Below are 26,183 nucleotides of genomic sequence, written 5' to 3'. Positions count from 1 at the left end.
AAAATAACTCTCGATCACAGGTATGAGTATGTATACAGATACGATCAACAAATGCGCCGCCAACGCGGCTCGCATCGTCAAGTTATCGAAAGAAAGCCCGTTGGGTTTCTGGATTGGCTCAGCAATGGCCGGTGCCTACGTCGGCCTTGGCATTATTCTGATTTTCACACTGGGTAACCTAATCGATCCTGCTTACCGCCCACTGGTAATGGGAGCCACCTTCGGCCTGGCGCTGACGTTGGTCATTATTGCGGGTTCCGAGTTGTTCACCGGTCACACCATGTTCCTGACTTTCGGTGTGAAGGCCGGCACCATCAAATCCAGCCAGATGTGGGCAGTATTGCCACAAACCTGGCTGGGAAATCTACTGGGTTCCGTTTTTGTGGCTCTGCTCTATTACTACGGTGGCGGTAACCTGCTGTCGGTGGATACCAGCTTGGTACACAGCGCGGCATTAGCAAAAACCTCTGCGCCCGCTATGACCTTATTCTTCAAAGGTGTATTATGTAACTGGCTGGTTTGTCTGGCGATCTGGATGGCAATCCGTGTGGAGGGTGCCGCCAAATTTATCGCTATCTGGTGGTGTTTACTGGCCTTTATTGCCTCAGGCTACGAGCACTCTGTCGCCAACATGACACTGTTTGCCCTGTCTTGGTTTGGTAATCATAGCGAGGCCTACACCTTAAGTGGCATCGGTCACAACCTGTTGTGGGTAACCCTGGGTAATACCTTGTCAGGCACAGTCTTTATGGGCCTTGGCTACTGGTATGCCACACCACGGGAAAACCGCCCGCAACCTGCGGCAGTTAACGCGCCGCAAGCTGTGAAACAGTAACGTACTGAGAATGTTGATTAAGGGGAAACGTGCCGTTGGAGCCATTCGGTGTAAACCATCGAAGCGCCACGGGGTATGGTCGCCCCTTCAATCACTGAACTTATCAATAGCCACTTCTGCCCCTAGACTGAAGGATTGCCGATGGACTACTTCCCGATTTTCTGCCAACTGCAACATAAAGCCTGCCTGTTGGTCGGCGGTGGTGAAGTTGCCGAACGCAAGGCTCGCTTGCTGCTGGATGCGGGTGCGGTAATTACCGTCAATGCCTGTGAGTTTACGCCACAGTTTCACCACTGGGCGGAACAGGGGCTGCTCACATTAGTCTGCGGCGAATTTGTACCGGATTTGTTGGCAGAGAAGTGGCTGGTGATTGCAGCAACTGATCAGGTGGCAGTCAACGCCTTGGTCTATCAGAGCGCCAATCTACAGCGGGTGTTCTGCAATGTGGTGGATGACCCGAAACGCACCAGCTTTATCATGCCGTCCATCATTGATCGCTCGCCGATTATGATAGCGATATCTTCCGGCGGTAAAGCCCCTGTATTGGCGCGCTTGCTGCGCGAAAAACTCGAGGCAATGTTGCCACAGCATTTGGGCCAATTGGCACAATTGGCGGGCAATTTGCGCCAGCGGGTGAAGCAACATTTTACCGCGATGGCCGATCGCCGCCGCTTTTGGGAAAAACTGCTTACTCACGACCGCCTGGCGCAATCATTGGCTAACGACGATCAGCGACAAATCGAACAACATATTGAGCATCTGTTCAATGCGCCGCTGAGTGATCGCGGTGAGGTGGTTCTGGTGGGTGCCGGGCCGGGAGATGCCGGTTTGCTGACGTTAAAAGGGTTACAGCAGATCCAACAAGCAGACGTGGTGGTGTATGACCGGTTGGTGTCTGATGAGGTGATGAATCTGGTACGGCGCGATGCCGAGCGGATTTTTGTCGGAAAAGAGTCCGGCTACCATTGCGTTCCGCAAGAAAGTATCAATCAGCTCCTATTGCAACAGGCACAGCAGGGTAAACGAGTGGTACGCTTGAAAGGTGGTGACCCGTTTATTTTTGGCCGTGGCGGCGAAGAGTTGGAAACACTGGCAGAAGCGGGGATTCCGTTCTCGGTAGTGCCGGGAATTACCGCAGCTTCCGGCTGCTCCGCCTACAGCGGGATACCCCTGACTCACCGTGATCATGCGCAAAGTGTGCGTTTGATTACCGGTCATGCCAAAAAAGACGCTCAATTAGATTGGGCCAATCTGGCGGCAGAGAAACAAACGCTGGTGTTTTATATGGGGTTATCCCAGGCGGGAGAAATTCAGCAGCAACTGATTCAACATGGGATGCCGGCTACCACGTCTGTGGCATTGGTGGAAAATGGCACCTCGCGGCATCAACGTGTAGTCAGCGGCGAACTGAGCCAATTGGGATTACTGTCCCAGCAGGTCAACAGCCCTAGCCTGATCATCGTCGGTAGCGTGGTCCGTTTACGTGAAAAACTGAATTGGTTCTCCAGTACTGATCACAGCAAAACAGCGGAACAGGTAGAAAAGGTGGGTTAGGAAACCTTGCTGATGAAGGGGGCAAACCCCCTTCATATTATTGAGTCTTACGGATGGGCGACAAAACCGATAGCGTCGTACACTTTAGCTAATGTCTGTTGCGCGCGAGCACGCGCCTTGGCAGCCCCTTCACGCATCACTTCCTGCAAGAAAGCCTCGTCTTCACGATAAGTGTGATAACGCGCCTGTAGCTCTGTCAGCATGCCCGAGACAGCATCCGCCACGGCACCTTTCAAATGACCATACATCTGGCCTTCAAACTGTACTTCCAGCTCAGGAACTGACTGACCCGTCACACCTGACAAGATATCCAGCAAGTTAGAAACACCGGCTTTCTTTTCTACGTCATAACGGATAACTGCTGGCTCGTCTGAGTCCGTCACCGCGCGCTTAATCTTTTTAACCACCGATTTCGGATCTTCCAGCAGTTCAATGACGTTATTGCGATTGTCATCAGATTTAGACATCTTTTTGGTCGGGTCTAGCAAAGACATTACCCGCGCACCGGCTTTCGGAATAAACGGCTCAGGGATTTTGAAAATATCACCATACAACGCATTGAATCGACCAGCGATATCGCGGCTCAGCTCCAGATGTTGCTTCTGGTCTTCACCGACTGGCACCTGATTAGTTTGATAGAGCAAAATATCCGCCGCCATCAATACAGGATAATCAAACAAACCGGCATTAATGTTTTCAGCATAGCGGGCTGACTTATCTTTGAACTGAGTCATTCGGCTCAATTCACCAAAATAGGTATAGCAGTTCAGCGCCCAGCTTAGCTGAGAGTGTTCAGGCACATGGGACTGAACGAAAATCGTACTCTTTTTCGGATCGATACCGCAAGCCAGATACAGCGCCAACGTATCTAAGGTTCTTTTGCGTAACTGCGCCGGATCTTGACGGGCAGTAATGGCATGCAGATCAACGATGCAATAAATGCACTCATAATCATCCTGCATCTGTACCCACTGACGCAGCGCACCCATGTAATTGCCAATGGTCAATTCGCCGGACGGTTGCGCGCCGCTAAATACGATAGGCTTGATTGGTTTACTGGATACAGTGGTTAATTCAGTGGGTTTACTCATTTTATACATCCTGATCTTTTAAAGACGACAGCCCGATGGCGGGCAACAGATCGGCAAAATGCTCCAGCACGCAATCGGGGTGACTGGTGGCAATAGCTTCGCCGTAGTTATATCCATAGGTCAGCCCAATACAAGGGCAACCCGCGGCCTGCGCAGCCATAATGTCATTACGCGAATCGCCGACAAACAGCATTTCGCTGGCGCGAAGGCCAAGTTTAGCTAACAGTAAATAGAGCGGGGCCGGATGCGGTTTTTTCACTACCACATCGTCGCCACCAATAATTACTGAGAAATAATCTGCGATACCCAGTGATGCCAGCAAAGGAGCAACAAACGGCGTCGGCTTATTGGTAATCAGCCCCATCGGCAAACCATGGGCTGCCAGTTGAGCCAGCGTAGCTTTCACTTGCGGGAATAGCTGGCTCCCCTGTTCAACCGTTTTGGCATAATAGTGATCAAACAGCTCACGGGTATGTGTGACTGACTGAGCATCCGGCTCATGACCTGCCCAGCGTAACGCACGCTTGACCAAAATATCAGCACCATTGCCAATCCAGGTGGATACCAGTGCGTTACCGGCAACCGGTAAGCCTTGATGCTGCAACGCCATATCAATAGCACTGGCAAGGCCTGGTGCGCTATCAACCAATGTACCGTCCAGATCGAACGCCACACCACGGATAGTATCGAATTTAGTCATGAGCAGACATCGCCAGCTCACTGCGCATAGCATCAATCACCGCAGCATAATCCGGTTGGCTGAAAATAGCTGAACCCGCTACAAACATATCAGCACCAGCCGCCGCAATCTGGCGAATATTGTCGACTTTCACCCCGCCATCCACTTCCAGGCGAATGTCATAGCCACTGGCATCAATCAATTTACGTACCTGACGTAACTTATTCAGTGTTTCAGGAATAAATGACTGGCCGCCGAAACCGGGGTTAACTGACATCAACAAGATGACATCCAGCTTATCCATTACATAATCAAGATAACTCAGCGGCGTAGCAGGGTTAAACACCAAGCCCGCCTTGCAGCCATTCTCTTTGATCAGTTGTAAGGTACGGTCGACGTGTTCAGAGGCTTCGGGATGGAATGAAATATACGTGGCACCCGCTTTGGCAAAATCCGGGACGATACGGTCAACCGGTTTTACCATCAGATGCACATCAATCGGCGCGGTAATACCATAGTCACGCAGGGCCTGACACACCATCGGCCCGATGGTCAGATTAGGAACGTAATGATTGTCCATCACATCAAAATGCACAACATCAGCCCCGGCCGCGAGCACCTTGGCGGTATCTTCACCCAAACGGGCAAAATCGGCTGACAGAATAGATGGGGCAATTAAAAACTTTTTCATCCGCGTCTCCAAACGTATCTCTTTGTTCTATAAAACATCTTCCTGACAGATGGTGCATATACGTCAGGGGTTCTATTTCATAAACCATTGGGTTTGAATCTTTACCGAGCGGCATTCCCGCTCAGCTATACAGCGCCAAAAGCTCGTTCACTTTACTACGACCAAGAATATTACGGCTGATAGTACGGCGCGCTTTCACCACATGCAGTGACGCCTGATGATACCAATTGCGCGTCAGCTCTGTATCGTGGTTAGAAATCAGAACTGGAATCTTGCTTTCGGCCGAAAGTTGATAAGCCAGACGAGCCAGATTCTGTTGATCCACAATGCCAAAGTTATTGGTGTGATATGCCGTAAAATTCGCCGTCGCTGACAATGGCGCATACGGAGGATCGCAATAAACTACCGCCCCATGCACTGCTTTTAAGAGAGTTTCCTGATAATGCTCACAAACGAATACCGCATTTTGCGATTTTTCAGCAAACCAATAAAGCTCTACCTCAGGGAAATAAGGTTTTTTATAACGACCAAAAGGCACATTGAATTCACCGCTCAAATTATAACGACACAGGCCGTTATAACAATGGCGATTCAGATAGAGAAATAATAATGCGCGGCGATAAGCATCAGTACTGGCGTTAAACTCTTGACGCAGTAGGTAAAACTGCTCGGATTTATTGAAGTCGCCCGTAAACAAAACACGGGCGTCACGCACAAAATCATCAGTGCGTTCCTTCACGATATTGTAGAGGTTGATAAGATCGCTGTTGATATCGGCCAGTATGTAAGACTCATACTCAGTGTTAAGAAACACCGAACCCGCACCGACGAATGGCTCTATCAAGCAGTCTCCCGCTGGAAGATGGCGTCGTATGTCATCAACCAGCGGATATTTCCCACCAGCCCATTTTAAAAAAGCGCGGTTTTTCTTCATGCCGTCAGTTAGCTACTTAATAATTCAGAGCCGCAGATTGTACTCTGTTTCAAACAGCACATCAGCGCACAAATAAGAATGATTTATTTTTTAAGGTCTTGCTGCACTTGTTGTACAGGTTTAACCCACGGTTTTTTCGCCTGAACATCGGCTGGTAGCGTCGTGATGGCCCTTTTTGCATCAGCAGAAGAGGGGTAGTTACCACTTACTAAAATATACCAAGGTTTACCATCACGTTTAGTTTCATAGACATGATAGTCAGTTAATTTTTGCTGTTTAGCATAGGCATTCAATGTGTCTGAGCGTGATGCGCTGCTCAGTTGTAACGTGAAATGGTTACCTGGTGCATTCTTTAAGGTACTACTGCTGCCAACGGAACCTGATTTGGTCACCGCAGATGCCGCTGGAGAAACCACGGTGGTCGGTTTTTTATGGTTGCTGGTTGGCAGCTTAGCTGCTGTCGTAGCTTGTTTCTGCGACGGGTGGGTAATGGTTTCACCCGTAGCCGGTGCCGGTGCTTTAGCCCCTTTTGAACCAGAAACCGTTGCAGGTGCCGTCGGCAAGGTGGATGTCTGACCGTCGTTCATATTCTGAGACAAGGTATCAACCTGCCCCTGAGTTTGAGAAAGTGCATCAGACATATTGCCTGGCAATTCAACACGCTGAGTCGGGCTGTTCGCCGAAGGCGGCACTGAAGCTTCAGTTGGCGTTGGCGAAATTGGCGGAGCACTAATATCCTGTGGCTGAGCCGAGTTCTTCACGCCATTGGCATCATGACCGTCGCTGGCATTGTTTGCTACACCGGGCTGAGTGTTATTGCCGCTAGTGAGTGAAGATGAATCAGACAGATTAATATTTCTCGCTGCATCAACATTCGGGTTTTGCTGGGATGCTTCATGCTCAGTCGGGGCTTTCAGGGCTGAACCGATGGCGATAATGATCAACAAAAGCACTAAAATGCCGATACCAATCATGATGTGTTGGCGTGAAACAGCAAGCTTAGGTCCGGCCGAGGACTTACGGGCACGTGTAGGACGACGGTCACTGCTATCTGGTTTCAGATCGTCTTCCGGCTTTAAATCATCCATCTAAACCCTCCAACTAGAGGCAAAAGCCCACCGCATTGATCACTGCGATCTGGCTGATTGATTTTACTGACTGCAAACAGGCTAAATCGCCCGTAGCAAAGGAATATGATGTTCTTATAGTACAACATCTTAGAACTTATGCGCATACCCTTCGTACTTGAAGCCGCAAAGGTACTAGCCACCCTCTCTTCCAAATCGCTAACTTGCGTCAGCTCAGCAGAATTATGAGCCTCACCAGGGATTACCCTGCGGGCCAGCACAAGTGTTGTTCAAAATGGTTTACAACCAATTTGCCTTTCCCTTGTTGCCTACAAGCTACTCCAATAACTATGGGTATCGAACATATAAATATCGGACTTATGCCATTTTTATAACTGGCAATCAGCTATCGATGCCAACACCGTGTCATGTGCAATACCGCTACGGATTTCTGATTTACCAATAGCCGTTGGCAGTACCAGACGAAGCTCGCCTGCCAGTACTTTTTTATCCCGCATCATATGCGGCAGATAAGACTCTGGTGTCATTTCCTGCGGCCCGCAGACCGGCAGACCGGCTCGTAACAGTAGTTGTTTGATACGCTCAACATCACTGGCTGAGAACTGACCTAATCGACGGGAGGTGTGTGCTGCCATCATCATTCCCGCAGCAACGGCTTCGCCGTGTAACCAGACGCCATAGCCCATTTCAGCCTCAATAGCATGACCATAAGTATGGCCCAAATTGAGTAATGCGCGCATACCGCTCTCTTCACGTTCATCGGCAGCAACAACATCGGCTTTTAATTCGCAGCAACGGCGGATGCAGTAAGCTAACGCTGACATATCCAGTGCGAGTAATGCATCGATATTATCTTCTAACCAATCAAAGAAAGCCGCATCAAGAATGATGCCATATTTGATAACTTCAGCCAGCCCGGAGGCAAGCTCACGCGAAGGGAGAGTGTTAAGGCAATTAAGGTCAACCACTACCGATGCTGGTTGATAGAACGCACCAATCATGTTTTTGCCCAGTGGATGATTTACTGCGGTTTTGCCACCGACAGAGGAATCCACCTGAGACAGTAAGGTAGTAGGAACTTGAATAAAGCGAACGCCGCGCTGATAGCAAGCCGCAGCAAAACCGGTCAGGTCGCCTACTACACCGCCACCTAAGGCAACAAGTGTAGTATCACGACCATGCGGTTTTTCCAGAAGGGCAGAAAATACCTGCTCCAGAACACTCAGAGATTTGTACTGCTCACCGTCAGGTAAAATCACCTGATCAACTTTAATGCCACTTTGTTCCAACACTGCCCGGAGCGAATCCAGATAGAGTGGAGCCAGCGTTTGGTTAGTTACCAGCATTACCTGGTCACCCGCCTTTAGTGGCGCAAAAGAGGCCGAATCATTGAACAATCCGGCAGCAATCGTAATGGGGTAACTACGTTCCCCTAACGTGACAGTAATCTTCTCCATGTCGCGCTCAGTAACCTTCTTAACTTACGCCCGGAGGCATTAGTAAAATGCTAAAATCAGTTACTTTCCAGCATGTTGATAATCTGGTTAGCAACAACTTTCGCGCTTTGATCGTCAGTGCGGATGGTGACATCTGCAATTTCTTCGTACAACGGATTACGTTCTTTTGCCAGTGCTTCTAACACTTCACGTGGAGGCGCATCAACCTGCAACAACGGACGTTTTTTGTCGCGCTGTGTACGGGCCAACTGCTTCTCGATTGTAGTTTCTAAATAAACCACAACGCCACGGGCTGACAAACGGTTACGGGTTTCTCTGGATTTAACAGAGCCACCACCGGTTGCCAGAACAATGCCTTGTTTTTCCGTCAGTTCATTAATAACTTTTTCTTCACGATCGCGGAAACCTTCTTCGCCTTCCACGTCGAATACCCAGCCCACGTCAGCTCCGGTACGTCGCTCAATTTCTTGATCAGAGTCGAAAAACTCCATATTGAGTTGCTGAGCTAACTGACGACCAATAGTGCTTTTGCCGGCACCCATAGGCCCAACCAGAAAGATATTGCGTTTCTCTGCCATGTTTTTGGTATTACTAAGACTATTCGTTAATGATAACCCGCCCCGCCAATCAAATCAGCGGCGGGACCTAAACTGAAACCTCATGAGCGATAGTGCGAGATCAGACGGAAAATTATCTCAGCACTTCTGGTAGTTTGGCAACCGAATAAATCGTTGTACACGTCGTGGGAGGGAAACCATACGTTTTTATCGGCGTATCAACGTTATTAAAACCTCGGAGCTCAATTCGGTAACCCTTGTAAGCTAAATCGGAGGCAGCGTCAAATTTAGAAGCCTCCTATCACACAAAAAGTTGCAGAAAGTCACCAAGATTGGTCTGTTTTCATAAAACACCCCCCCATAAGGCTCAAGCACTGATTAGCCTTGGCGTGATGAAAATCACTAACTCCCGCCGACTTTGTTGTTGGGTGTCTTGTTTGAACAGCGCGCCCAGCCAAGGGATATCGGCCAGGATGGGCACTTTATTAATTCCCTGACTATTTTTTTGCTGGAAAATCCCCCCAAGCACAATAGTTTCCCCATCGTTTACGGTTATTTGGGTTTTTATTTCCTGCTTATCTATTAATAAAGCTTCACTATCTCCGCGTTTAATTGCCATTCCGGGCATATTTTGGCTGATTTTCAAGTTTAGAGTAATCTTGCCATTACGCAGTATTTTCGGTGTCACTTCCATCCCTAATACTGCCTCTTTAAACTCAATAGTAGGCACCCCTTTTTTACCCCGCGAGACCGTATAAGGAATATCAGAACCTTGCTTGATACTGGCAGTTTGCTGATGGGATGTCACCAGCCGAGGGCTGGCAATAATATCAACCTGATTTTCTTGCTCCAGCGCGCTCAATTCCAGTTCCAGCAGACGCCCGCCGATACGGGCAACATTGAATCCAGCGCTGAGGGCGCTATTGGGGAGTGGCAAATTCACATTAAAATTATTCACTCTCAGCGCACGGGGCTGCGTTGCTTCGTCCATACCCCAACGCACACCAAGTTCATGCAAATTTTCCCGACTCATAGTTACGATGTGTGCCGCTAACTGCACTTGCTGTAAAGGCAAATCCATCTCTGCCAGCCAACTTTTCAATAGTGCTAAAGAGGCGGGAGTATCGCGAATTAATAATGTATTAGTACGTTTATCTACCACTACGCTACCCAGTGGCGATAGCAACCCACCTTCAGGAAGAGTCAAACTGTCGGCAACTTGTTCAGCATCAGCATACTGCAAGGCCAGTGAGAAATTATTTAGGGACTCAGATGCATCTTTCTGTTCCGCCCGTTGCTGTCTTTCTTGTATCTCCTGTTCGGTAAAAACCATCATTACCGACCCTTCGCGCTCTACTTTCAGACGGCCCATACGCAAAATAATCGCCAAAGCCTGCTCCCACGGAACATCCGCCAATCTCAGGCTGAGATTACCGTCAACCCCGGCGGCAATGACTAAATTCAGTTGCTGATAATCCGCCAGTGCCTGCAACACTACCGCTATCGGCGCATCTTGAAACTCCAGGGTTACCGGCGGCCCACTTTTTGCGCTAAAGGCACGACTTGTGAGTAATACCAGCAGCAGCATCATCACCCCAGCACTGAGTGTTGGGGTAAGCCCACTCCGGGTTTTCGTAGTAGAAACATTCATCAGACTAATTCCTTTTATGTCCTGTATATTTGAAACGGTAAGAGTGCTTATGCTGCCCAGCCAAGCTCTTTAGTGATGATAATAATTATCTAAAACAACCCGTTAGTTAGTGCATCAGCAGCACCACTGGCTCCGACAATCCAGAGCAAAAGCCAACTAAGCCAGTATTCTGTAGGCTCACCTGCCGTGAGCCAATATGGGTAACTTGCCAAGTTGACAACAGCCGTGAGCCGACCACTAGCTTCTGCCAGCGGCCCTCTGGCCGCAGTATCCAACCAGAAGAGTAATCTCCTCCCCTGACAACCCCTTGTAATCGCCAATGAGTGAGTTTCTCCCGCTCACCATCACATGGCTGTGCTGATAGGTCCTGAAAAGGATTACGCCCTGTGGCGGTCAATAAAGGGTCGGCATAAGCCATAGGTGCCAGTGATACGATTATCAGAGAGGCTATCTTTAGAGGCCCCATACCGTGCTCCCTTTGCCGCTACTCATTGACGCCACCTGCGAGATATTCTTTCAGGCTTAATTTCACCGACAGTACGGAATTATCACTATTAATCTCAACTAGCTGGGTCTGAACAGGGGTGGGGATTTCGGCTAGTTGACGAAATAAATGGAGTAATCCATAGAAATTGACCCGCAGAGTAGCGTGCCACTGTTGGTGCCTTATGGAATCCACTGCGGCCTCGCCAACTGGCCCGGATTGTCGCTGCCAGCGAATGACTTGCCCGCCAAACGGGGCAATCAATTCATCGGTCAGATGGGCCATTGAACTATCAAGTGACAACCACGATGCCTCCCTTTCTTTCAATACCATCATTTGCTGACGAACCAGAGAAAGTGAGGGTAACGGTGCCAAAGCCGCCTGATGATGATCAACCTGTTGCTGATGTTGAATAATCTTATCTGCGGTGAGCCTCTGCTGTTGCCATGCAGGACGTAATAACATGCCATAAGCCATAACACTTAAAAGCCCAAGAAAAACCCACTGCCCTATCAAGATTTGCCAACCCGGCCTATCCATCCAATGTTGCAGCCGCTTATTCATCACTACCTCTTTCATCACTATCTCTGTCCTGCCAGTCGGCCCAAACCGCAAAGCGAAAATTACCGTCATCCTGCTGAGCAATTTTTTGTAAATGCACTGTTGTGAAGAGAGGCGAGCGGCCTAAACGCACTACAAAGAGATTAATTGCGGCATAACTCTGGCTAATTACCTCAAAAACCACCTTATCGCCTTGTGGTATCAGGCTGACCAACCAGCAGCTATCTGGAATTTGCTGCGATAGCTGCTGCAATAATATTGAATATCGCTGGGCAAGTTGGTGGGCCTGACGATAAATCTGAGCGCGCTGTTCCCGATGCCGTAGTTGTGCCATTGCCTGTTGCACCTCTTGATGGTGCTGGCCTAAGGCTATTTGCTGCTGGGATAGCGCTGCCAGACGGATTTGTTGGCTGAAATTTACTACCCGTGATTGCAGTTGTATTACAACCAGTAGGATGGCTAAAAATAGGCATTGGCATAAACCTAGATTGCGCCAAAAACGGTAACGGGATGATTGACGTTCTGCACGCCATAACGAAAAATTAACTTGATACATCAGTCGTCTGCCGGGCGTAATGCCAGCCCTCCGGCCAGAATAAATGCAGCGGGGGATGGCGGCAGTGGCGATTGATACTGGGCAAAAGCCGTAAAGGGTGACCAGCCGGTGGTATTTTCAACCGGGGCATCATCCACCACATTACTGTAATACACCGTTATCGGTATTCCACTCTGCTCGGGATAACGCGCCTGAAGTTGTCTCAGCAACGTCGGTAATGGATTGAATGTAGTAGGCGGCTGGCCTGGTGCTACATCCTCTGAGTCGGCTGCTACCACACCAAAGTCAAACGGCATGTCAGCCGATGACACCCACAGCCACTCACTCTCCAAACGGTGAACCAACCAATATGGTCCCGATAATCCTGCCGCCATCGCCATATAACGAAGAGCGCAGGGGGTAATATCAATCATATCGGAAGGTAAACCCGCTTGATGCAAGCACGCCTGCCATTGCTGAACTTCTGACTGACGGGCGGCGGTGATGATTAACTCACTACTGGCTGTGGTTTCACTACGATAATCGAGGGCTAAAGCCTGACTGCCGAGCGGAAAGACCTTACTTGCTGCGGCTTTGATAAAACCATCACGCTGCGGTTCGCGTAAACGCCGGTCCGGTGTCGGAATAGTGTGTTGCAATATGCGCTGTGCGGGCAATGCGATACGTAATGAAATATGTTTTGGTAATTGTTTACGCAATAATTTGAGTTTGTCGCTAACCATATCTGGCTGTTGTAAAATACCCTCCCGCAAAACGCCAGAAGGTAAGGTTTGATGCCACCAGTAGCGCAGTTGCCAGCCATAGCGGCGTCTGACAACAGCCAAAGCGCGTATAGCATCTATTTGAATATCTAGCCCAACCTGCCAATATTGTGAGTACATCTTTGTCGACCTCCATGTCGAGAGACAATAAAAGAACGTATCCATGTTACGGGCTTGCCTTTATACTACGGCGCGGTTGTTTATAAACTGCCCAATTGACATTGAATGGGAAATCTCAGGTGAAGTTCGTAAAGTATTTTTTGATCCTTACAGTGTGTTGCATTTTACTGGGAGCAGCCTCGATATTTGGCCTGTACAAATATATTGAGCCACAGCTACCCGATGTTGCCACGCTGAAAGATGTCCGGCTGCAAACACCTATGTTGGTGTATAGCGCCGAAGGCGAATTGATCGCTCAATACGGTGAAAAACGCCGTATCCCGTTGACATTAAAACAAATTCCACCAGAAATGGTGCATGCATTTATTGCTACGGAAGATAGCCGATTCTATGAGCATCACGGTGTGGACCCGGTTGGGATCCTACGTGCTGCCTCAATTGCTATGGTTTCTGGGCGTGCCTCACAAGGGGCAAGTACCATTACCCAGCAATTGGCTCGCAACTTCTTCTTAAGCCCGGAACGGACTTTGATACGTAAAATCAAGGAAGCCTTTCTGGCCATTCGTATCGAACAGTTACTGACCAAAGATGAAATCCTTGAGCTGTACCTGAACAAGATTTATCTCGGCTACCGTGCCTATGGTGTCGGTGCGGCAGCTCAGGTCTATTTCGGCAAAGAAGTCAATGAGTTGACCCTCAGCCAGATGGCGATGATCGCCGGTTTGCCAAAAGCGCCATCCACCTTCAACCCGCTCTATTCACATGACAGAGCAGTGGCACGCCGTAACGTAGTGCTCTCGCGTATGCTGGATGAAAAGTACATCACCCAGGCGCAGTACGATCAGGCGCGCAGTGAAGATCTGGTTGCCAACTACCATGCTCCGCAAATCGCCTTCTCAGCGCCTTATCTGTCAGAAATGGTGCGGCAGGAGATGATTAAGCGTTACGGTGAGAATGCCTATACCGACGGCTATCAGGTCTATACCACCATAACCAGAAAGCTCCAGTTGGCGGCGGTCGACTCATTGCGTGCCAATGTGCTGGCTTATGATATGCGCCATGGTTATCGAGGCCCGTCCAATGTGTTGTGGAAAGTGGGCGAAAGCGCATGGGGCCGCGAGCAGATTATCGATTCACTGAAAACCTTGCCGGTCTATGGCCCACTGCTGCCTGCGGTGGTGACCGAAGCTAATACGACGCAAGCAACGGCACTGTTGGCAGATGGCAGCAACGTGACCTTACCAATGTCCGGCATGCGTTGGGCACGTCCGTTTAAATCGGATAACGCCCAAGGGCCAACACCAAAACAAGTGACCGATGTGGTGCAGCCTGGCCAGCAGATTTGGGTAAGAAAAGTAGAAGATAATTGGTGGCTGGCACAGGTGCCGGACGTTAACTCAGCCTTGGTTTCTATCGATCCAAACAATGGTGCGGTTAAAGCGCTGGTCGGCGGTTTTGACTTTAACCAAAGTAAATTTAACCGTGCGACACAGGCACTACGCCAGGTCGGTTCGAATATCAAACCCTTCCTGTATACCGCGGCAATGGACAAAGGTCTGACGCTGGCAACCATCCTCAATGACCTGCCAATTACGCGCTGGGATGCTGGTGCAGGTACCGATTGGCGGCCAAAAAACTCACCACCGACTTACGACGGCCCAATTCGTTTACGCCAAGGTTTAGGTCAATCGAAGAACGTGGTGATGGTGCGGGCAATGCGTGCCATGGGTGTGGATTATGCGGCTGAATACCTGCAACGCTTTGGTTTCCCAGCACAAAATATTGTGCACTCAGAATCCCTGGCATTAGGTTCCGCCTCCTTTACGCCATTGCAGTTAGTCCGTGGTTATGCCGTGTTGGCAAACGGCGGCTATCTGGTCGATCCCTATTTCATCACCAAGATAACTGATGATGTGGGCAATGTGCTGTTCGAAGAGAAACCGAAGATTGTCTGTGAAGAGTGTAACTTACCGGTTATTTACGGTGACACTCAGCGCTCAGTTGTTCTGTCTGATGATAACATCGAAAACGTCGCCACCTCGCAGAACAATAACGCCAGTAATGTGCCAATGCCTGAGTTAGAAAAAGTGACGCCCGAACAGGCCAAGCTCAACGGTGACCAGCAATACGCACCCCATGTGATAAGCACGCCGTTGGCCTTTTTGATTCGTGATGCGTTGAACTCAAATATCTTCGGGGAACCGGGTTGGATGGGTACCGGCTGGCGTGCCGGGCGTGACCTGAAACGCAAGGATATTGGCGGTAAAACCGGTACCACTAACAACTCAAAAGATGCCTGGTTCTCTGGCTACGGCCCGGATACCGTGACCTCCGTCTGGATTGGCTTCGATGACCATCGCCGCGACTTAGGCCGCAGCTCTGCATCAGGGGCCATATCAGATCAGATCTCTGGTGCTGAAGGTGGGGCGAAGAGTGCACAACCTGCATGGGATGACTTTATGAAAGCGGCCCTTGAAGGTTTGCCAGAAAAACCGGTTTCTCCACCGCCGGGTATTGTCAGCGTAGTGATTGATAAGCAGACGGGTAAGTTATCCAGTGGCGGACCAGGCAGTCGTTCAGAGTACTTTATCGAGGGGACACAACCCACCGAGTATTCAGTACATGAAGCAGGGACGACTCTAATGGATAACGGGCAGACTCACGAGTTGTTCTGATGGAGTTGTTCTGTAAACGCTGATGGCCTGAGTATCAAGACGGAGCAGCGCCAATAAAAAAGCCGGGAGCTCGTAACAGAGTCCCGGCTTTTTTATCTCTGACCATTACTTATTAAGAAATGCCTGAGCCAGAAAAAGGGCACTAACATTACGGGCCTCGCGAAAATCAGGCTCATCCAGCAGTGCCATCATATTGGCGATCGGCCAGCGGACTTGTGGCAGGGGTTCCGGCTCGTCACCCTCCAGACTTTGTGGATAGAGGTTATGAGCAATAACAATATTCATTTTGCTAGAGAAATAGGACGGAGCCATCGTCAGCTTACTGAGATAATCAAAGCTTTTAGCACCAAAGCCAACCTCTTCCATCAGTTCACGATTCGCCGCCTCCAGCACACCTTCGCCCGGATCAATCAACCCTTTGGGGAAGCCCAGCTCATACTCTTCAATACCCACGGCATATTCACGAATCAGCAGGAGATCATCGCCAATAATCGGCACTATCATCACCGCTTCACGGTTTGATGGCCGCATTCGTTCATAAACGCGTTGTACGCCATTACTGAACTCCAGATCCACCGCTTCAACAGTAAACAAGCGGGAGTGGGCAACCGTTTCTATTTTAAGAATTTTAGGTTTTTGCAGGTGTTTCATGATAGCCCCAATTTAAATACTCACCGCCTATCGGACTTACATCAGGATAACCAGAGCTATTTTATGGTTACTTAGTAAGCCACTTTTTGCCGATAACGATTAACCCAACACTTTATACTGGAATTTATTAGAACTTGATCACATTGTGCGTTAGTGAGAACCTTTATCGCAATCTCAGTTAGATATAATTTACCTGTTTTTAACATGACGTCGAGTTTAGTCAAGATTCAACCGGTTAAATTTCATCCTACCCTCACTCAACACACGTTAAAAAATGTGTTTGAAAATAGGATTATGCTGATATTACCGCTGTTTTAGCCTTGCTATCCTTATCAATCTACGGGCAGTTTAAGAGCACTTGCATTAGGTTTTTTGATGAATAATAGCGTGTAAAATGCTAGTTCACTGAATGACTCTGTTATATGCCTTGGTACTGTTTTTACGCATAATATGCATTCTTTCATAGAGTTGACGTAAGTCAGAGGCGCTCGGATGGGGATGGGATGAGCACAATAGTCTTAATATTGGCCTTACTGTTGACCAGTCTGATCGCGGTAGGTTTGTTATGGTGGTTCCGATTCCGCCACCCCGCCCCCGTAACTGCAATACTGCCGTTCGCTAAACCTATTCACCGTAAACTCACCGCGGAAGAACGGGTTAATATTGAGAATTATCTGCTCGGTCAGCAAGAGAAGCTCGGATTCAAATCCCAGTCAACTTTTGACACCCGCACACTGACGAACAGCAATCTTGCGCCAGCAAAGCTGACTCTAACTCCACAAAGCGAAAATGTTTATTCGGTTACCCGCGCCATCACCCGCTACGGCGTGGCGAGTGACGAACCCAATAAATGGCGTTATTACCTTGATTCGATTGAAGTTCACCTACCGGCTTCGTGGGAACAATATATCGCTCAGGATAATGACGTAGAACTTATCCAAACGCAGACGATTCCTTTGGTGATCTCCCTTAATGGGCATACGCTTAAAAATCACCAGGCTGAGAATAGCTACCAGCCTATCTTGCCTTCTCCAGCGCAAAATGCCTCAATCCGCAAAGCGGACAGCGAACATATAGAGCTGTTGAATATCCGCAAGGAAACACCCGAAGAATATGCCTTACATGGTGCTAATGGCTTAAAAGAAGCCGCTGCGATCTGTCTGGCATTGTTATTACTGTTTTTCGCACTCACCGGTCCGGCGGTTACACTGCCCTGGCTGATTATTGTGGCGATAACGTTAACCGGTTGGGCATGCTGGAATATGTTCCGCCCGTTATCTGAAAAAGATTTGCGTGAAGTCCATTGCTTGAGCGGTACGCCAAAGCGCTGGGGGCTGTTTGGTGAATCGAACCAAGGGCAGATGAATAACATCTCGCTCGGGATTGTCGACCTGATTTATCCGGCCCATTGGGGGCCCTATTTTGCTCATGACCTGGGCAAGAAAACCAACATTGATATCTATCTCAACCGTCAGGTCGTGCGTCAGGGGCCTTTTTTATCCCTGCATGACGAAATGAAACATTTCCCGTTACAGCGCTGGGGGAAAAACCTGACGCTTATTGCCGGCTCACTGTTAATAATGGTGTTATTGCTAATCTATGTGCCGCTCAGCTTGCCATTGAAATTGAGTATTGCCTGGTTGCAAGGCGCACAAAGCCAGCAAGTTACTAGTGTTGAAGCTCTGGATAAAATGCCTCTGCGCATCGGCGATATGCTGAAAGCTCAGGGTACCGGTATGTGTTATGTCCCGCCGAATACTCAAAATCCGCATAGTTTTGTTTTTACGCCGTTTGATTGTTCTGGGATCTATTGGAATAACGCAGCACCACTGCCACAACCTGAATCTGACACCATTGAAAAAGCCGCCGCACTGGTGGCAACAGTCAATCAGCAGTTGCATCCGCAAGGTACTGGTGCCAACGTCAACCCACAGTTGGCAACCGCCATTGAAAAATCTGGCATGATTTTACTGAATGATTTTGCAGATATCGTTTTAAAAACACAGGCATTATGCGGTGGAGATAGCGACTGTGTCCGCCTGAAAAATGCCTTGGTTAACTTAGGTAATGCCAAGAATTGGCCGGGGCTGGTTAAACGAGCACAATCTGGCACATTGAAAGGGATGAATGTGCTGTTGCGCCCAGTCAGTGCCGATACCCTGGAAAGTCTGGTTAAAACCGCTACCTCATCGTTTGTTTATCGTGAAACGCATTTGGCAACTGAAGCATTAAATAGCCCGCCGCCGGGTGGCTTCTTGCTAACCAGTGATGAAGGTAAGCAGTTAGTTAATCACCCTGCCCCTGCCGTCCCCATGTTTGATTACAGCGCACTGGAGCAGTGGCGGGAATTACAACGGCTCTCCGGGCTGCTACTTAATACTCAGTTTAAGGCAGAAGGCATCATTACCAATATCACCATTGATGCCAATGGCACACGGCATATCGCGCTACACAGTGAGCCGGATATCGTCACACTCGGCCGCTATCTGGGTACCAGCCTATTGCTGCTAATACTGATTGCCTGTCTGGCCGTGAATATCACTTTATTAATTCAACGGATACTACGAAACCGTAACCGGATGGATAATATTCAACGCTATTATGATAATTGTTTTAACCAAACCCTCACTCCCGCGCCTTTCCTGCGTTAGCTTTCTTTCAGGCCATATCATTCATCTCTGGCTGGCTCTGTAACTTTGATATGCTAGGCTAACTTTATCTGTGGCTGTTATCGGGACATCACCCTGATGGCGCTGGTATTCGTTGTAACCCGTATTATTTGTTTGCATAAAAATAATGTGATTGTGGAGCCGCTATGCCCCCAGAATTTAATTGGCAAGAGATTGATACCGTGCTGTTGGACATGGATGGCACCCTGTTGGATTTGGAGTTCGATAGCCATTTCTGGCTAAAGCAGGTGCCGGAAACCCTTAGCCAACACCGAGGGATCCCGCTGGAGCAGGCCCACAAAATTATTCATGATGAATACTTGGCAGTGCAACATACCTTAAACTGGTATTGCTTCGATTATTGGAGTGAACGGTTGGACTTAGATATTTACGCCATGACCACGGCTGCGGGTAACCGGGTTCGTCTGCGCCAGGATACTGAGCCGTTTTTGTCCAGTTTACGCCAGCAAGGGTTACAAACCATTTTGCTCACCAACGCCCATCCACACAGTCTGGCAGTCAAAATTGAGCATACTGCACTTGACCAGCACCTTGATTTATTACTTTCCACCCATACATTTGGTTATCCGAAGGAAGATCAACGACTGTGGCAAGCTGTCGCGCAGCATACCGGGCTGAATCCGGCCAGAACCTTATTCGTCGATGACAGTGAAACGATTCTGGATGCCGCGCGCACATTCGGTATCCGCTACTGTCTGGGTATAGAAAACCCGGATTCCAGTTGTGCTGACAAAGCATTTCACAGCCACCCTGCAATCAATGATTACCGTAAGCTATTACCCGCGCTACAGTTACGTGGTGACTAAAAAGATGTTTAGCCCTATAGCCTAAATAATTCGCGTTGCAACAAGGCGACCAACACGCATGCGACGTGAAATATGACGGAGATAACAGGCAGGAGTATTCATGAAGGATAAAGCAGTTTCTGACGAATCGGTTCGGCTGGATAAATGGCTTTGGGCAGCCCGGTTTTATAAAACCAGAGCAATCGCCCGGGAAATGGTGGATGGCGGTAAAGTCCACTACAACGGCCAGCGCGGTAAACCGAGCAAGTTGGTTGAACTCAATGCTGAAATCCGCCTGCGTCAGGGCAATGATGAACGCACGGTGCGGGTATTGGCATTACACGGTCAACGCCGTGGTGCAAGCGAAGCACAGGCATTGTATGAAGAGACTGAAGCCAGTATTGCCAATCGCGATAAGGTGGCACAGGCGCGTAAACTGAATGCCCTGACCATGCCACATCCTGACCGACGGCCGGATAAAAAAGAGCGTCGCAACCTGATCAAATTTAAACAAGGCGAGTCTGAGTAAACCCTATAGATTTCAACATGCAGGACGGCAGCCCACACACCTGCAACTTGAAAGATGACGGCTTTGCTTGCAGCCAGAAAGAGAGAAAACTATGTCTAATCACGACCAATTACACCGCTATCTGTTTGCTAACCATGCTGTGCGCGGTGAGCTGGTTTCAGTCAATGAAACCTACCAGCAAGTATTAGCCAATCATGATTACCCACCAGCGGTACAAAAACTGTTGGGTGAGATGTTGGTCGCAACCAGTTTACTGACCGCCACGCTCAAGTTTGATGGTGATATTACCGTGCAGTTACAAGGAGGGGATGGCCCATTGTCACTGGCAGTGATTAACGGTAATAACCAGCAGCAGATGCGGGGTGTCGCCCGCTTTAAAGGTGAAATCAGCGATGAAAGCACACTGAAAGAGATGGTCGGCAACGGCTATCTGGTTATCACTATCACCCCGGCAAAGGGCGAGCGCTATCAGGGTGTGGTCGCACTGGAAGGGGAGACTATCGCCGCCTGTCTGGAAAATTACTTTATGCAGTCGGAACAATTACCAACACGCCTGTTTATTCGTACCGGCAGTGTGGAAGGTAAAGCCGCTGCGGGCGGGATGTTGCTGCAAGTGTTACCAGCCGAAGAGCGCAATGAAGATGAGTTTGATCACCTGGCACAGCTTACCACTACCATCAAAGCTGAGGAGCTATTTACGCTGCCAGCGAATGAAGTGCTGTATCGTTTATATCATCAGGAAGAAGTGACGTTATATGAGCCGCAAAACGTCAGTTTCTGCTGCACCTGTTCCCGCGAGCGTTGTGCTGATGCATTAGTCACACTGTCGGAAGATGACATCACCGAAATGCTGGAACAAGATGGCAATATTGATATGCATTGTGAGTATTGCGGCAATCACTACCTGTTTGATGCCGTTGATATCGCCTCATTAAAGAGTGGTAACAGCACTTCCTCAGAACAAATTCATTAATAAGCATAATGATTGGTTGGGTGCTGACTCGTGCCCAGCTATTTCTTCTGGCGTTTCATACTTGCGACAATCCGTGTCCTATCTCTCATAACCTAGCGAAAAATAGGTCATATGTTGAAATATTTGATAGCTATCGCTGTTAATCAGAGATGAGGATTTACAATCGCTGGTAGAAAATTGACGATCCAGGAGTTATGACATGAGTGTTAAAGGAATTACCCCGCAGGAGCTCGCCGCCTATGGCATCCATAACGTCAGCGAGATTGTTTACAACCCAAGCTATGATTTACTGTTCCAGGAAGAGACCAAACCCACGCTTGAAGGATACGAGCGCGGAATCCTCACCACCACAGGAGCAATAGCGGTAGATACCGGGATTTTTACCGGCCGCTCGCCAAAAGATAAATATATTGTCCGCGATGCCATCACTCAAGATACCGTGTGGTGGGCCGATCAGGGCAAAGGCAAAAATGATAACAAGCCACTGAGTCAGGAAACCTGGAGCCACTTGAAAGGGTTGGTAACCGAGCAACTGTCCGGTAAGCGTCTGTTTGTTGTTGATACTTTCTGCGGTGCTAACGCCGATACTCGCCTGCAAGTTCGCTTTGTCACTGAAGTCGCGTGGCAGGCTCATTTTGTCAAAAACATGTTTATCCGCCCATCAGACGAAGAACTGGCCCATTTCGAGCCTGATTTTATCGTCATGAATGGCGCTAAATGCACCAACCCAGACTGGAAAGAGCAAGGTCTGAATTCCGAGAACTTTGTTGCCTTTAACCTGACAGAACGTATGCAGCTCATTGGCGGCACATGGTATGGCGGCGAAATGAAGAAAGGTATGTTCTCGATGATGAACTACCTGCTGCCACTGAAAGGCATTGCTTCCATGCACTGCTCGGCCAACGTCGGCGAGAAAGGCGATGTGGCTATCTTCTTCGGTCTGTCTGGTACCGGTAAAACCACGCTGTCGACTGATCCGAAACGTAAGTTGATTGGTGATGACGAACATGGTTGGGATGATGACGGCGTATTTAACTTTGAAGGTGGCTGCTACGCCAAAACCATCAAGTTATCTGAAGAGGCAGAACCGGATATTTATCATGCTATTAAGCGTGATGCCTTGCTGGAGAACGTGGTAGTACTGGCCGATGGTACCGTTGATTTCAATGATGGTTCCAAAACGGAAAACACCCGTGTTTCTTACCCGATCTATCACATTGAAAATATCGTTAAACCGGTTTCTAAAGCGGGTCATGCCACTAAGGTTATCTTCCTGACTGCTGATGCCTTTGGTGTATTGCCACCAGTATCACGCCTGACAGCAAATCAAACCCAGTATCACTTCCTGTCTGGCTTCACCGCTAAACTGGCTGGTACTGAGCGCGGTGTAACTGAGCCAACACCGACCTTCTCAGCCTGTTTTGGTGCAGCTTTCCTGTCGCTGCATCCAACACAATATGCAGAAGTGCTGGTTAAACGTATGCAAGCGGTGGGCGCACAAGCCTATCTGGTCAATACTGGCTGGAATGGCACTGGCAAACGTATTTCCATCAAGGATACCCGTGGCATCATTGACGCCATTCTGAACGGTGAGATTGATAAAGCAGAAACCTTCACTCTGCCAATCTTTGATCTGGCGGTGCCAACAGCATTACCGGGCGTGAACCCAGAGATCCTCGATCCTCGTGACACTTACGCTGATGTGGCACAGTGGCAAGAGAAAGCCGAAGATCTGGCGAAGCGTTTTACCACTAACTTTGATAAGTATACTGATACCCCAGCAGGTGCTGCATTGGTTAGCGCAGGGCCAAAGCTCTAAGTTAGCGTTGATTTTGTAATGATTATGGAAGGGACACATTTGTGTCCCTTTTGTTTTTCGCCAATCAAAAATGGATTAGATCAGGTTTGGTGGATGAGTGATCGGGGTCGGGTGTTCATTATTAGTTGTTCAGTGATCCGGGTCGGGTCGAGTGTTTATTATTAGTTGTTTAGTGATCCGGGTCGGTTGATATGAGTTCAGTGATTAACTTGTCTCCGTTGCCTCAACCGCCAAAGGGTGCGGGCGCGCACCCTTGTGGAATCCCGCGCTTCGCACGTATCGCCTGCCCACTGCGTGGGTTCCCTCACTCATCGTTTCGGCTCACGGACCGCCGTGATTCGCTCCTGCTCAAGCACGGCTCGCTCGGCTTCCCTGCCTCGCGTCCTACCTTCACTCTTCATTCGGCAGCTCAAATGTGCTTTGAAAGTCAAAAGAGGAAATCAACAGCAAAAAATGATGGTTTTGACGTTGAGCGCAATCAGGAATATTGCCGACAAGGAATGAGGGTAGAGTGAGCGGGCATGGACGCCCGCGAAAAGCGCGCTTGAGCAGGAGCGAATCGCGCTGGCTCGTCAGCCCGAAAGACGTAGGCGGTTTACCCGTAGGGCAATATTTCGCGCAAGCCGCAGGTGCAGGAGGGCCGGCTTGCCCTCCTGCTCGGTTGAGGCTACGGAGGTAAATTAGGCACTTAACTCATATCAACCGAAACCTGATCCGACCCCACCATAACCGAACCTGACCACTAAACTCATATCAACCGAACCTGATCACCATACTAAATAACCAAAATAAAACTCACACTACCGCCGGTGGCTTCGCCTTCATATCTAACGGCAACGGAATATACGCCCGGATCCGTAAACCGCCTCGCTCACTGGTACCGATATCCAACGAACCGGCGTGGGCATCAATAATCCGCTGCACAATCGCCAAGCCCAGTCCAGTACCACTGGTACTCCGCGCGCTATCGCCACGCACAAAAGGCTGGAACAGATGCTTCAAATCTTCAGGCTTGATACCAGGGCCGTCATCCTCAACCTGGAACCACGCACGCTGTAGCTCAGTGCCACTACTGACTTTTATCCAGCCATTACCGTAACGCGCCGCATTCACCACCATATTGGCCAACGCACGCTTAATCGATAACGGATGGATATCCACCAGCACTTCACCTGCACACAAATCAGTCTCGATTACCCGCTCATAACCACTTTCAGCCGCGATCACTTCACCGAGTACGGCATTCAAATCACTCGACTCTGTCGGCATCTCCTGCCCGGTACGTAGATAATCGATAAATTGCTCAATAATGGCGTTGCACTCTTCGATATCTTTATTGATTGACTCAGAAAGGTATCCATCGGCTTCACTCATCATTTCAGTCGCCAAACGAATACGGGTCAACGGCGTGCGTAAATCATGGCTAACCCCAGCCATCAGCAAGGTCCGATCATCCGCCAACAACTTCACGCCGGCGGCCATTTGGTTAAATGCCCGGGTAACCGAACGCACCTCTGACGCACCATACTCCCGTAGCGGTGGCGGAATAATCCCTTTACCCACCTGCAAAGCGGCATGCTCCAGCTCAACTAATGGCCGATTCTGAATACGGATAAACAGCCAGGCTCCCCCTACAGCCAATAACATAATTGCCAGGGTATAACGGAACAGTGGCGAGAAATCGCCCTGATGGATCTCAGTTAATGGCACTCGTACCCAAATATCCGGCGATAACCACGTCTTTAGCCAGACAACAGGGGAGTTTTTATTAACTTCGACCCGAACATCGGTTGGCCCACCCAATTGTTGGGCCATTTGATCACTGAGAAATTTGTAATGCTGTGCCCAACGCAGGCCACTTTCCTCCGCCGCAGCATTGGTATAAAGCGAAATCCCCAATTCACGGTAAATCTCACGCCGAAACGCCGGCGGGACTTCAAGTAGCGTGCCATCTTCCAATTGCAGCCGGTCAGTCATCAGCATACGAACTTCATACGCCAACACTTTGTTAAACTGCTGCAAACTGGGCAAAATGGCGAAATTCAGCACCACCAAATACGTGGTGACCAGACTGACGAACAGCAAGGTCACAATCAGTAATAAGGTTCGGGCAAATGAGCTACGTGGAGAAAAGCGCCATCGCCTCATGCTTTACTGCCGTCCGGTACAAATACGTAGCCCAAGCCCCATACAGTTTGGATATAGCGCGGATGCGCCGGATCTTCCTCGACCATACGCCGCAGACGTGAAATCTGTACGTCGATGGAACGCTCCATCGCACTGTATTCGCGACCTCGGGCCAGATTCATCAGCTTATCGCGTGACAACGGCTCACGTGGATGACTCACCAAGGCTTTCAGCACCGCAAACTCACCGCTAGTCAGTGGCATAGGCTCATCTTCACGAAACATCTCGCGCGTGCCTAAATTGAGTTTGAACTTACCAAACGCAATCACTGCTTCTTCCTGTGAAGGTGCACCCGGTAGCTCGTTAGCCTGACGGCGTAACACCGCACGAATACGGGCCAGTAACTCTCGGGGGTTGAATGGCTTAGGAATATAATCGTCAGCACCAATTTCCAATCCGACGATACGGTCAACTTCCTCACCCTTAGCCGTCACCATAATGATCGGCATCGGGTTACTTTGGCTACGCAGACGGCGGCAGATAGATAGACCATCTTCACCCGGTAACATCAGATCAAGCACCATCAGGTGGAAAGACTCACGGGTCAGCAAGCGATCCATCTGTTCAGCATTGGCAACGCTGCGCACCTGGAAACCTTGCTCTGTTAGGTAACGTTCCAACAGCGCGCGCAGGCGCATATCGTCATCAACGACCAGAATCTTGTGATTCTCTTGCATTTTATTACTCCCAAAGGCCGTATTGCTCGAACCTGTACATTGTTAAAAAAACTTACTTTATACCCTAAATAATTCGAGTCGCAGGAAGGCGGCAACTGAGCGAGCCCTCGGTCACTTACATGAGTCAGTGACGGAGGGTGAACGAAGGAAGCCAACACACATGCAGCTTGAAGTATGA

Annotated in this window: 23 protein-coding genes; 8 read left to right on the top strand and 15 right to left on the bottom strand. The window is 49.2% G+C overall.

Translation table 11 applies throughout. The features are described from left to right. The first annotated feature begins 28 nt into the window (after positions 1-28). Together nirC and cysG are read left to right on the top strand one after the other, a co-directional pair. On the top strand, positions 29-835 hold the full coding sequence (nirC, locus tag V1955_RS00990) for a nitrite transporter NirC (protein WP_442820435.1): 807 nt from the start codon (positions 29-31) through the stop codon (positions 833-835). Between the two features lie 141 nt (positions 836-976). Then, entirely contained in the window at positions 977-2,389 is a 1,413-nt protein-coding gene (gene cysG / locus V1955_RS00985; RefSeq protein WP_083161210.1) for a siroheme synthase CysG, read from the top strand. Positions 2,390-2,436: 47 nt separating this feature from the next. On the opposite strand, the gene trpS is transcribed toward cysG, so the two are convergent. The 12 genes from trpS to pilM all read right to left on the bottom strand — a co-directional run bounded on the left by trpS (position 2,437) and on the right by pilM (position 13,019). Continuing rightward, positions 2,437-3,480 carry a tryptophan--tRNA ligase gene (gene trpS, locus V1955_RS00980; protein WP_372568499.1) on the bottom strand — a complete coding sequence of 348 codons (1,044 nt, stop codon included), beginning with the start codon at positions 3,478-3,480 and terminating at the stop codon, positions 2,437-2,439. A gap of 1 nt (position 3,481) precedes the next feature. Continuing rightward, a complete protein-coding gene (locus V1955_RS00975; protein ID WP_442820434.1) occupies positions 3,482-4,180 on the bottom strand; it encodes a phosphoglycolate phosphatase in 699 nt (232 codons plus the stop codon). Further along, a complete protein-coding gene (rpe, locus tag V1955_RS00970) occupies positions 4,173-4,850 on the bottom strand; it encodes a ribulose-phosphate 3-epimerase (protein WP_042568757.1) in 678 nt (225 codons plus the stop codon). Before rpe ends, V1955_RS00975 begins: the two co-directional genes overlap by 8 nt. Positions 4,851-4,971: 121 nt before the next feature. Then, the gene (gene dam / locus V1955_RS00965; RefSeq protein WP_083161216.1) at positions 4,972-5,784 is read right to left on the bottom strand and encodes an adenine-specific DNA-methyltransferase; all 813 of its coding nucleotides are present in this window, start codon (positions 5,782-5,784) and stop codon (positions 4,972-4,974) included. 83 nt (positions 5,785-5,867) lie between these two features. Continuing rightward, on the bottom strand, positions 5,868-6,872 hold the full coding sequence (locus tag V1955_RS00960; RefSeq protein WP_372568498.1) for an SPOR domain-containing protein: 1,005 nt from the start codon (positions 6,870-6,872) through the stop codon (positions 5,868-5,870). A 368-nt stretch (positions 6,873-7,240) separates the two neighbouring features. Beyond that, positions 7,241-8,329, bottom strand: a complete 1,089-nt coding sequence (aroB, locus tag V1955_RS00955) for a 3-dehydroquinate synthase (protein ID WP_083161222.1) — start codon at positions 8,327-8,329, stop codon at positions 7,241-7,243. A gap of 56 nt (positions 8,330-8,385) precedes the next feature. Then, positions 8,386-8,907 (bottom strand): shikimate kinase AroK, encoded by a 522-nt coding sequence (aroK, locus tag V1955_RS00950; RefSeq protein WP_004702222.1) that lies wholly within the window; start codon positions 8,905-8,907, stop codon positions 8,386-8,388. Positions 8,908-9,253: 346 nt separating this feature from the next. Further along, positions 9,254-10,474, bottom strand: a complete 1,221-nt coding sequence (gene hofQ, locus V1955_RS00945) for a DNA uptake porin HofQ (RefSeq protein WP_102970572.1) — start codon at positions 10,472-10,474, stop codon at positions 9,254-9,256. 169 nt (positions 10,475-10,643) lie between these two features. Then, on the bottom strand, positions 10,644-11,003 hold the full coding sequence (locus tag V1955_RS00940; protein WP_420073024.1) for a pilus assembly protein PilP: 360 nt from the start codon (positions 11,001-11,003) through the stop codon (positions 10,644-10,646). A gap of 18 nt (positions 11,004-11,021) precedes the next feature. Continuing rightward, positions 11,022-11,585 (bottom strand): pilus assembly protein PilO, encoded by a 564-nt coding sequence (locus V1955_RS00935; RefSeq protein WP_420073026.1) that lies wholly within the window; start codon positions 11,583-11,585, stop codon positions 11,022-11,024. Continuing rightward, positions 11,578-12,138 carry a PilN domain-containing protein gene (locus V1955_RS00930; RefSeq protein WP_083161224.1) on the bottom strand — a complete coding sequence of 187 codons (561 nt, stop codon included), beginning with the start codon at positions 12,136-12,138 and terminating at the stop codon, positions 11,578-11,580. The genes V1955_RS00935 and V1955_RS00930 overlap by 8 nt, the downstream gene beginning before the upstream one ends. Continuing rightward, positions 12,138-13,019, bottom strand: a complete 882-nt coding sequence (pilM, locus tag V1955_RS00925) for a type IV pilus biogenesis protein PilM (protein WP_442820433.1) — start codon at positions 13,017-13,019, stop codon at positions 12,138-12,140. The genes V1955_RS00930 and pilM overlap by 1 nt, the downstream gene beginning before the upstream one ends. 119 nt (positions 13,020-13,138) lie before the next feature. Between pilM and mrcA the strand changes: the two genes are divergently transcribed. Beyond that, entirely contained in the window at positions 13,139-15,694 is a 2,556-nt protein-coding gene (mrcA, locus tag V1955_RS00920; protein WP_083161228.1) for a peptidoglycan glycosyltransferase/peptidoglycan DD-transpeptidase MrcA, read from the top strand. Positions 15,695-15,799: 105 nt separating this feature from the next. Here the strand turns inward: mrcA and nudE are convergent, their stop codons facing one another. Continuing rightward, a complete protein-coding gene (nudE, locus tag V1955_RS00915; RefSeq protein ID WP_083161230.1) occupies positions 15,800-16,345 on the bottom strand; it encodes an ADP compounds hydrolase NudE in 546 nt (181 codons plus the stop codon). A gap of 503 nt (positions 16,346-16,848) precedes the next feature. Between nudE and V1955_RS00910 the strand changes: the two genes are divergently transcribed. From V1955_RS00910 to pckA, 5 genes are all read left to right on the top strand, one after another. Next, positions 16,849-18,996: an intracellular growth attenuator family protein gene (locus V1955_RS00910; RefSeq protein ID WP_083161232.1), complete on the top strand. Its 2,148-nt coding sequence runs from the start codon at positions 16,849-16,851 to the stop codon at positions 18,994-18,996. A 164-nt stretch (positions 18,997-19,160) separates the two neighbouring features. Next, positions 19,161-19,841 (top strand): GMP/IMP nucleotidase, encoded by a 681-nt coding sequence (yrfG, locus tag V1955_RS00905; protein WP_083161234.1) that lies wholly within the window; start codon positions 19,161-19,163, stop codon positions 19,839-19,841. 100 nt (positions 19,842-19,941) lie between these two features. After that, complete coding sequence (hslR, locus tag V1955_RS00900) at positions 19,942-20,349, top strand: ribosome-associated heat shock protein Hsp15 (RefSeq protein WP_083161235.1); 408 nt, start codon at positions 19,942-19,944, stop codon at positions 20,347-20,349. 91 nt (positions 20,350-20,440) lie between these two features. Further along, the gene (hslO, locus tag V1955_RS00895; RefSeq protein WP_372560316.1) at positions 20,441-21,322 is read left to right on the top strand and encodes an Hsp33 family molecular chaperone HslO; all 882 of its coding nucleotides are present in this window, start codon (positions 20,441-20,443) and stop codon (positions 21,320-21,322) included. A 199-nt stretch (positions 21,323-21,521) separates the two neighbouring features. Further along, complete coding sequence (gene pckA, locus V1955_RS00890; protein ID WP_083161237.1) at positions 21,522-23,141, top strand: phosphoenolpyruvate carboxykinase (ATP); 1,620 nt, start codon at positions 21,522-21,524, stop codon at positions 23,139-23,141. Between the two features lie 795 nt (positions 23,142-23,936). On the opposite strand, the gene envZ is transcribed toward pckA, so the two are convergent. Together envZ and ompR are read right to left on the bottom strand one after the other, a co-directional pair. Further along, on the bottom strand, positions 23,937-25,289 hold the full coding sequence (gene envZ, locus V1955_RS00885) for a two-component system sensor histidine kinase EnvZ (RefSeq protein WP_083161238.1): 1,353 nt from the start codon (positions 25,287-25,289) through the stop codon (positions 23,937-23,939). Further along, positions 25,286-26,005 carry an osmolarity response regulator transcription factor OmpR gene (gene ompR / locus V1955_RS00880; RefSeq protein ID WP_004709363.1) on the bottom strand — a complete coding sequence of 240 codons (720 nt, stop codon included), beginning with the start codon at positions 26,003-26,005 and terminating at the stop codon, positions 25,286-25,288. Before ompR ends, envZ begins: the two co-directional genes overlap by 4 nt. Positions 26,006-26,183 lie beyond the last annotated feature (178 nt).

The sequence above is a fragment of the Yersinia sp. 2545 StPb PI genome (genome assembly GCF_052217125.1).
Lineage (GTDB): Bacteria > Pseudomonadota > Gammaproteobacteria > Enterobacterales > Enterobacteriaceae > Yersinia > Yersinia enterocolitica_E.
The sequence above is the reverse complement of the archived record's forward strand: the minus strand, read 5'-3'. Positions and strand labels throughout refer to the sequence as shown.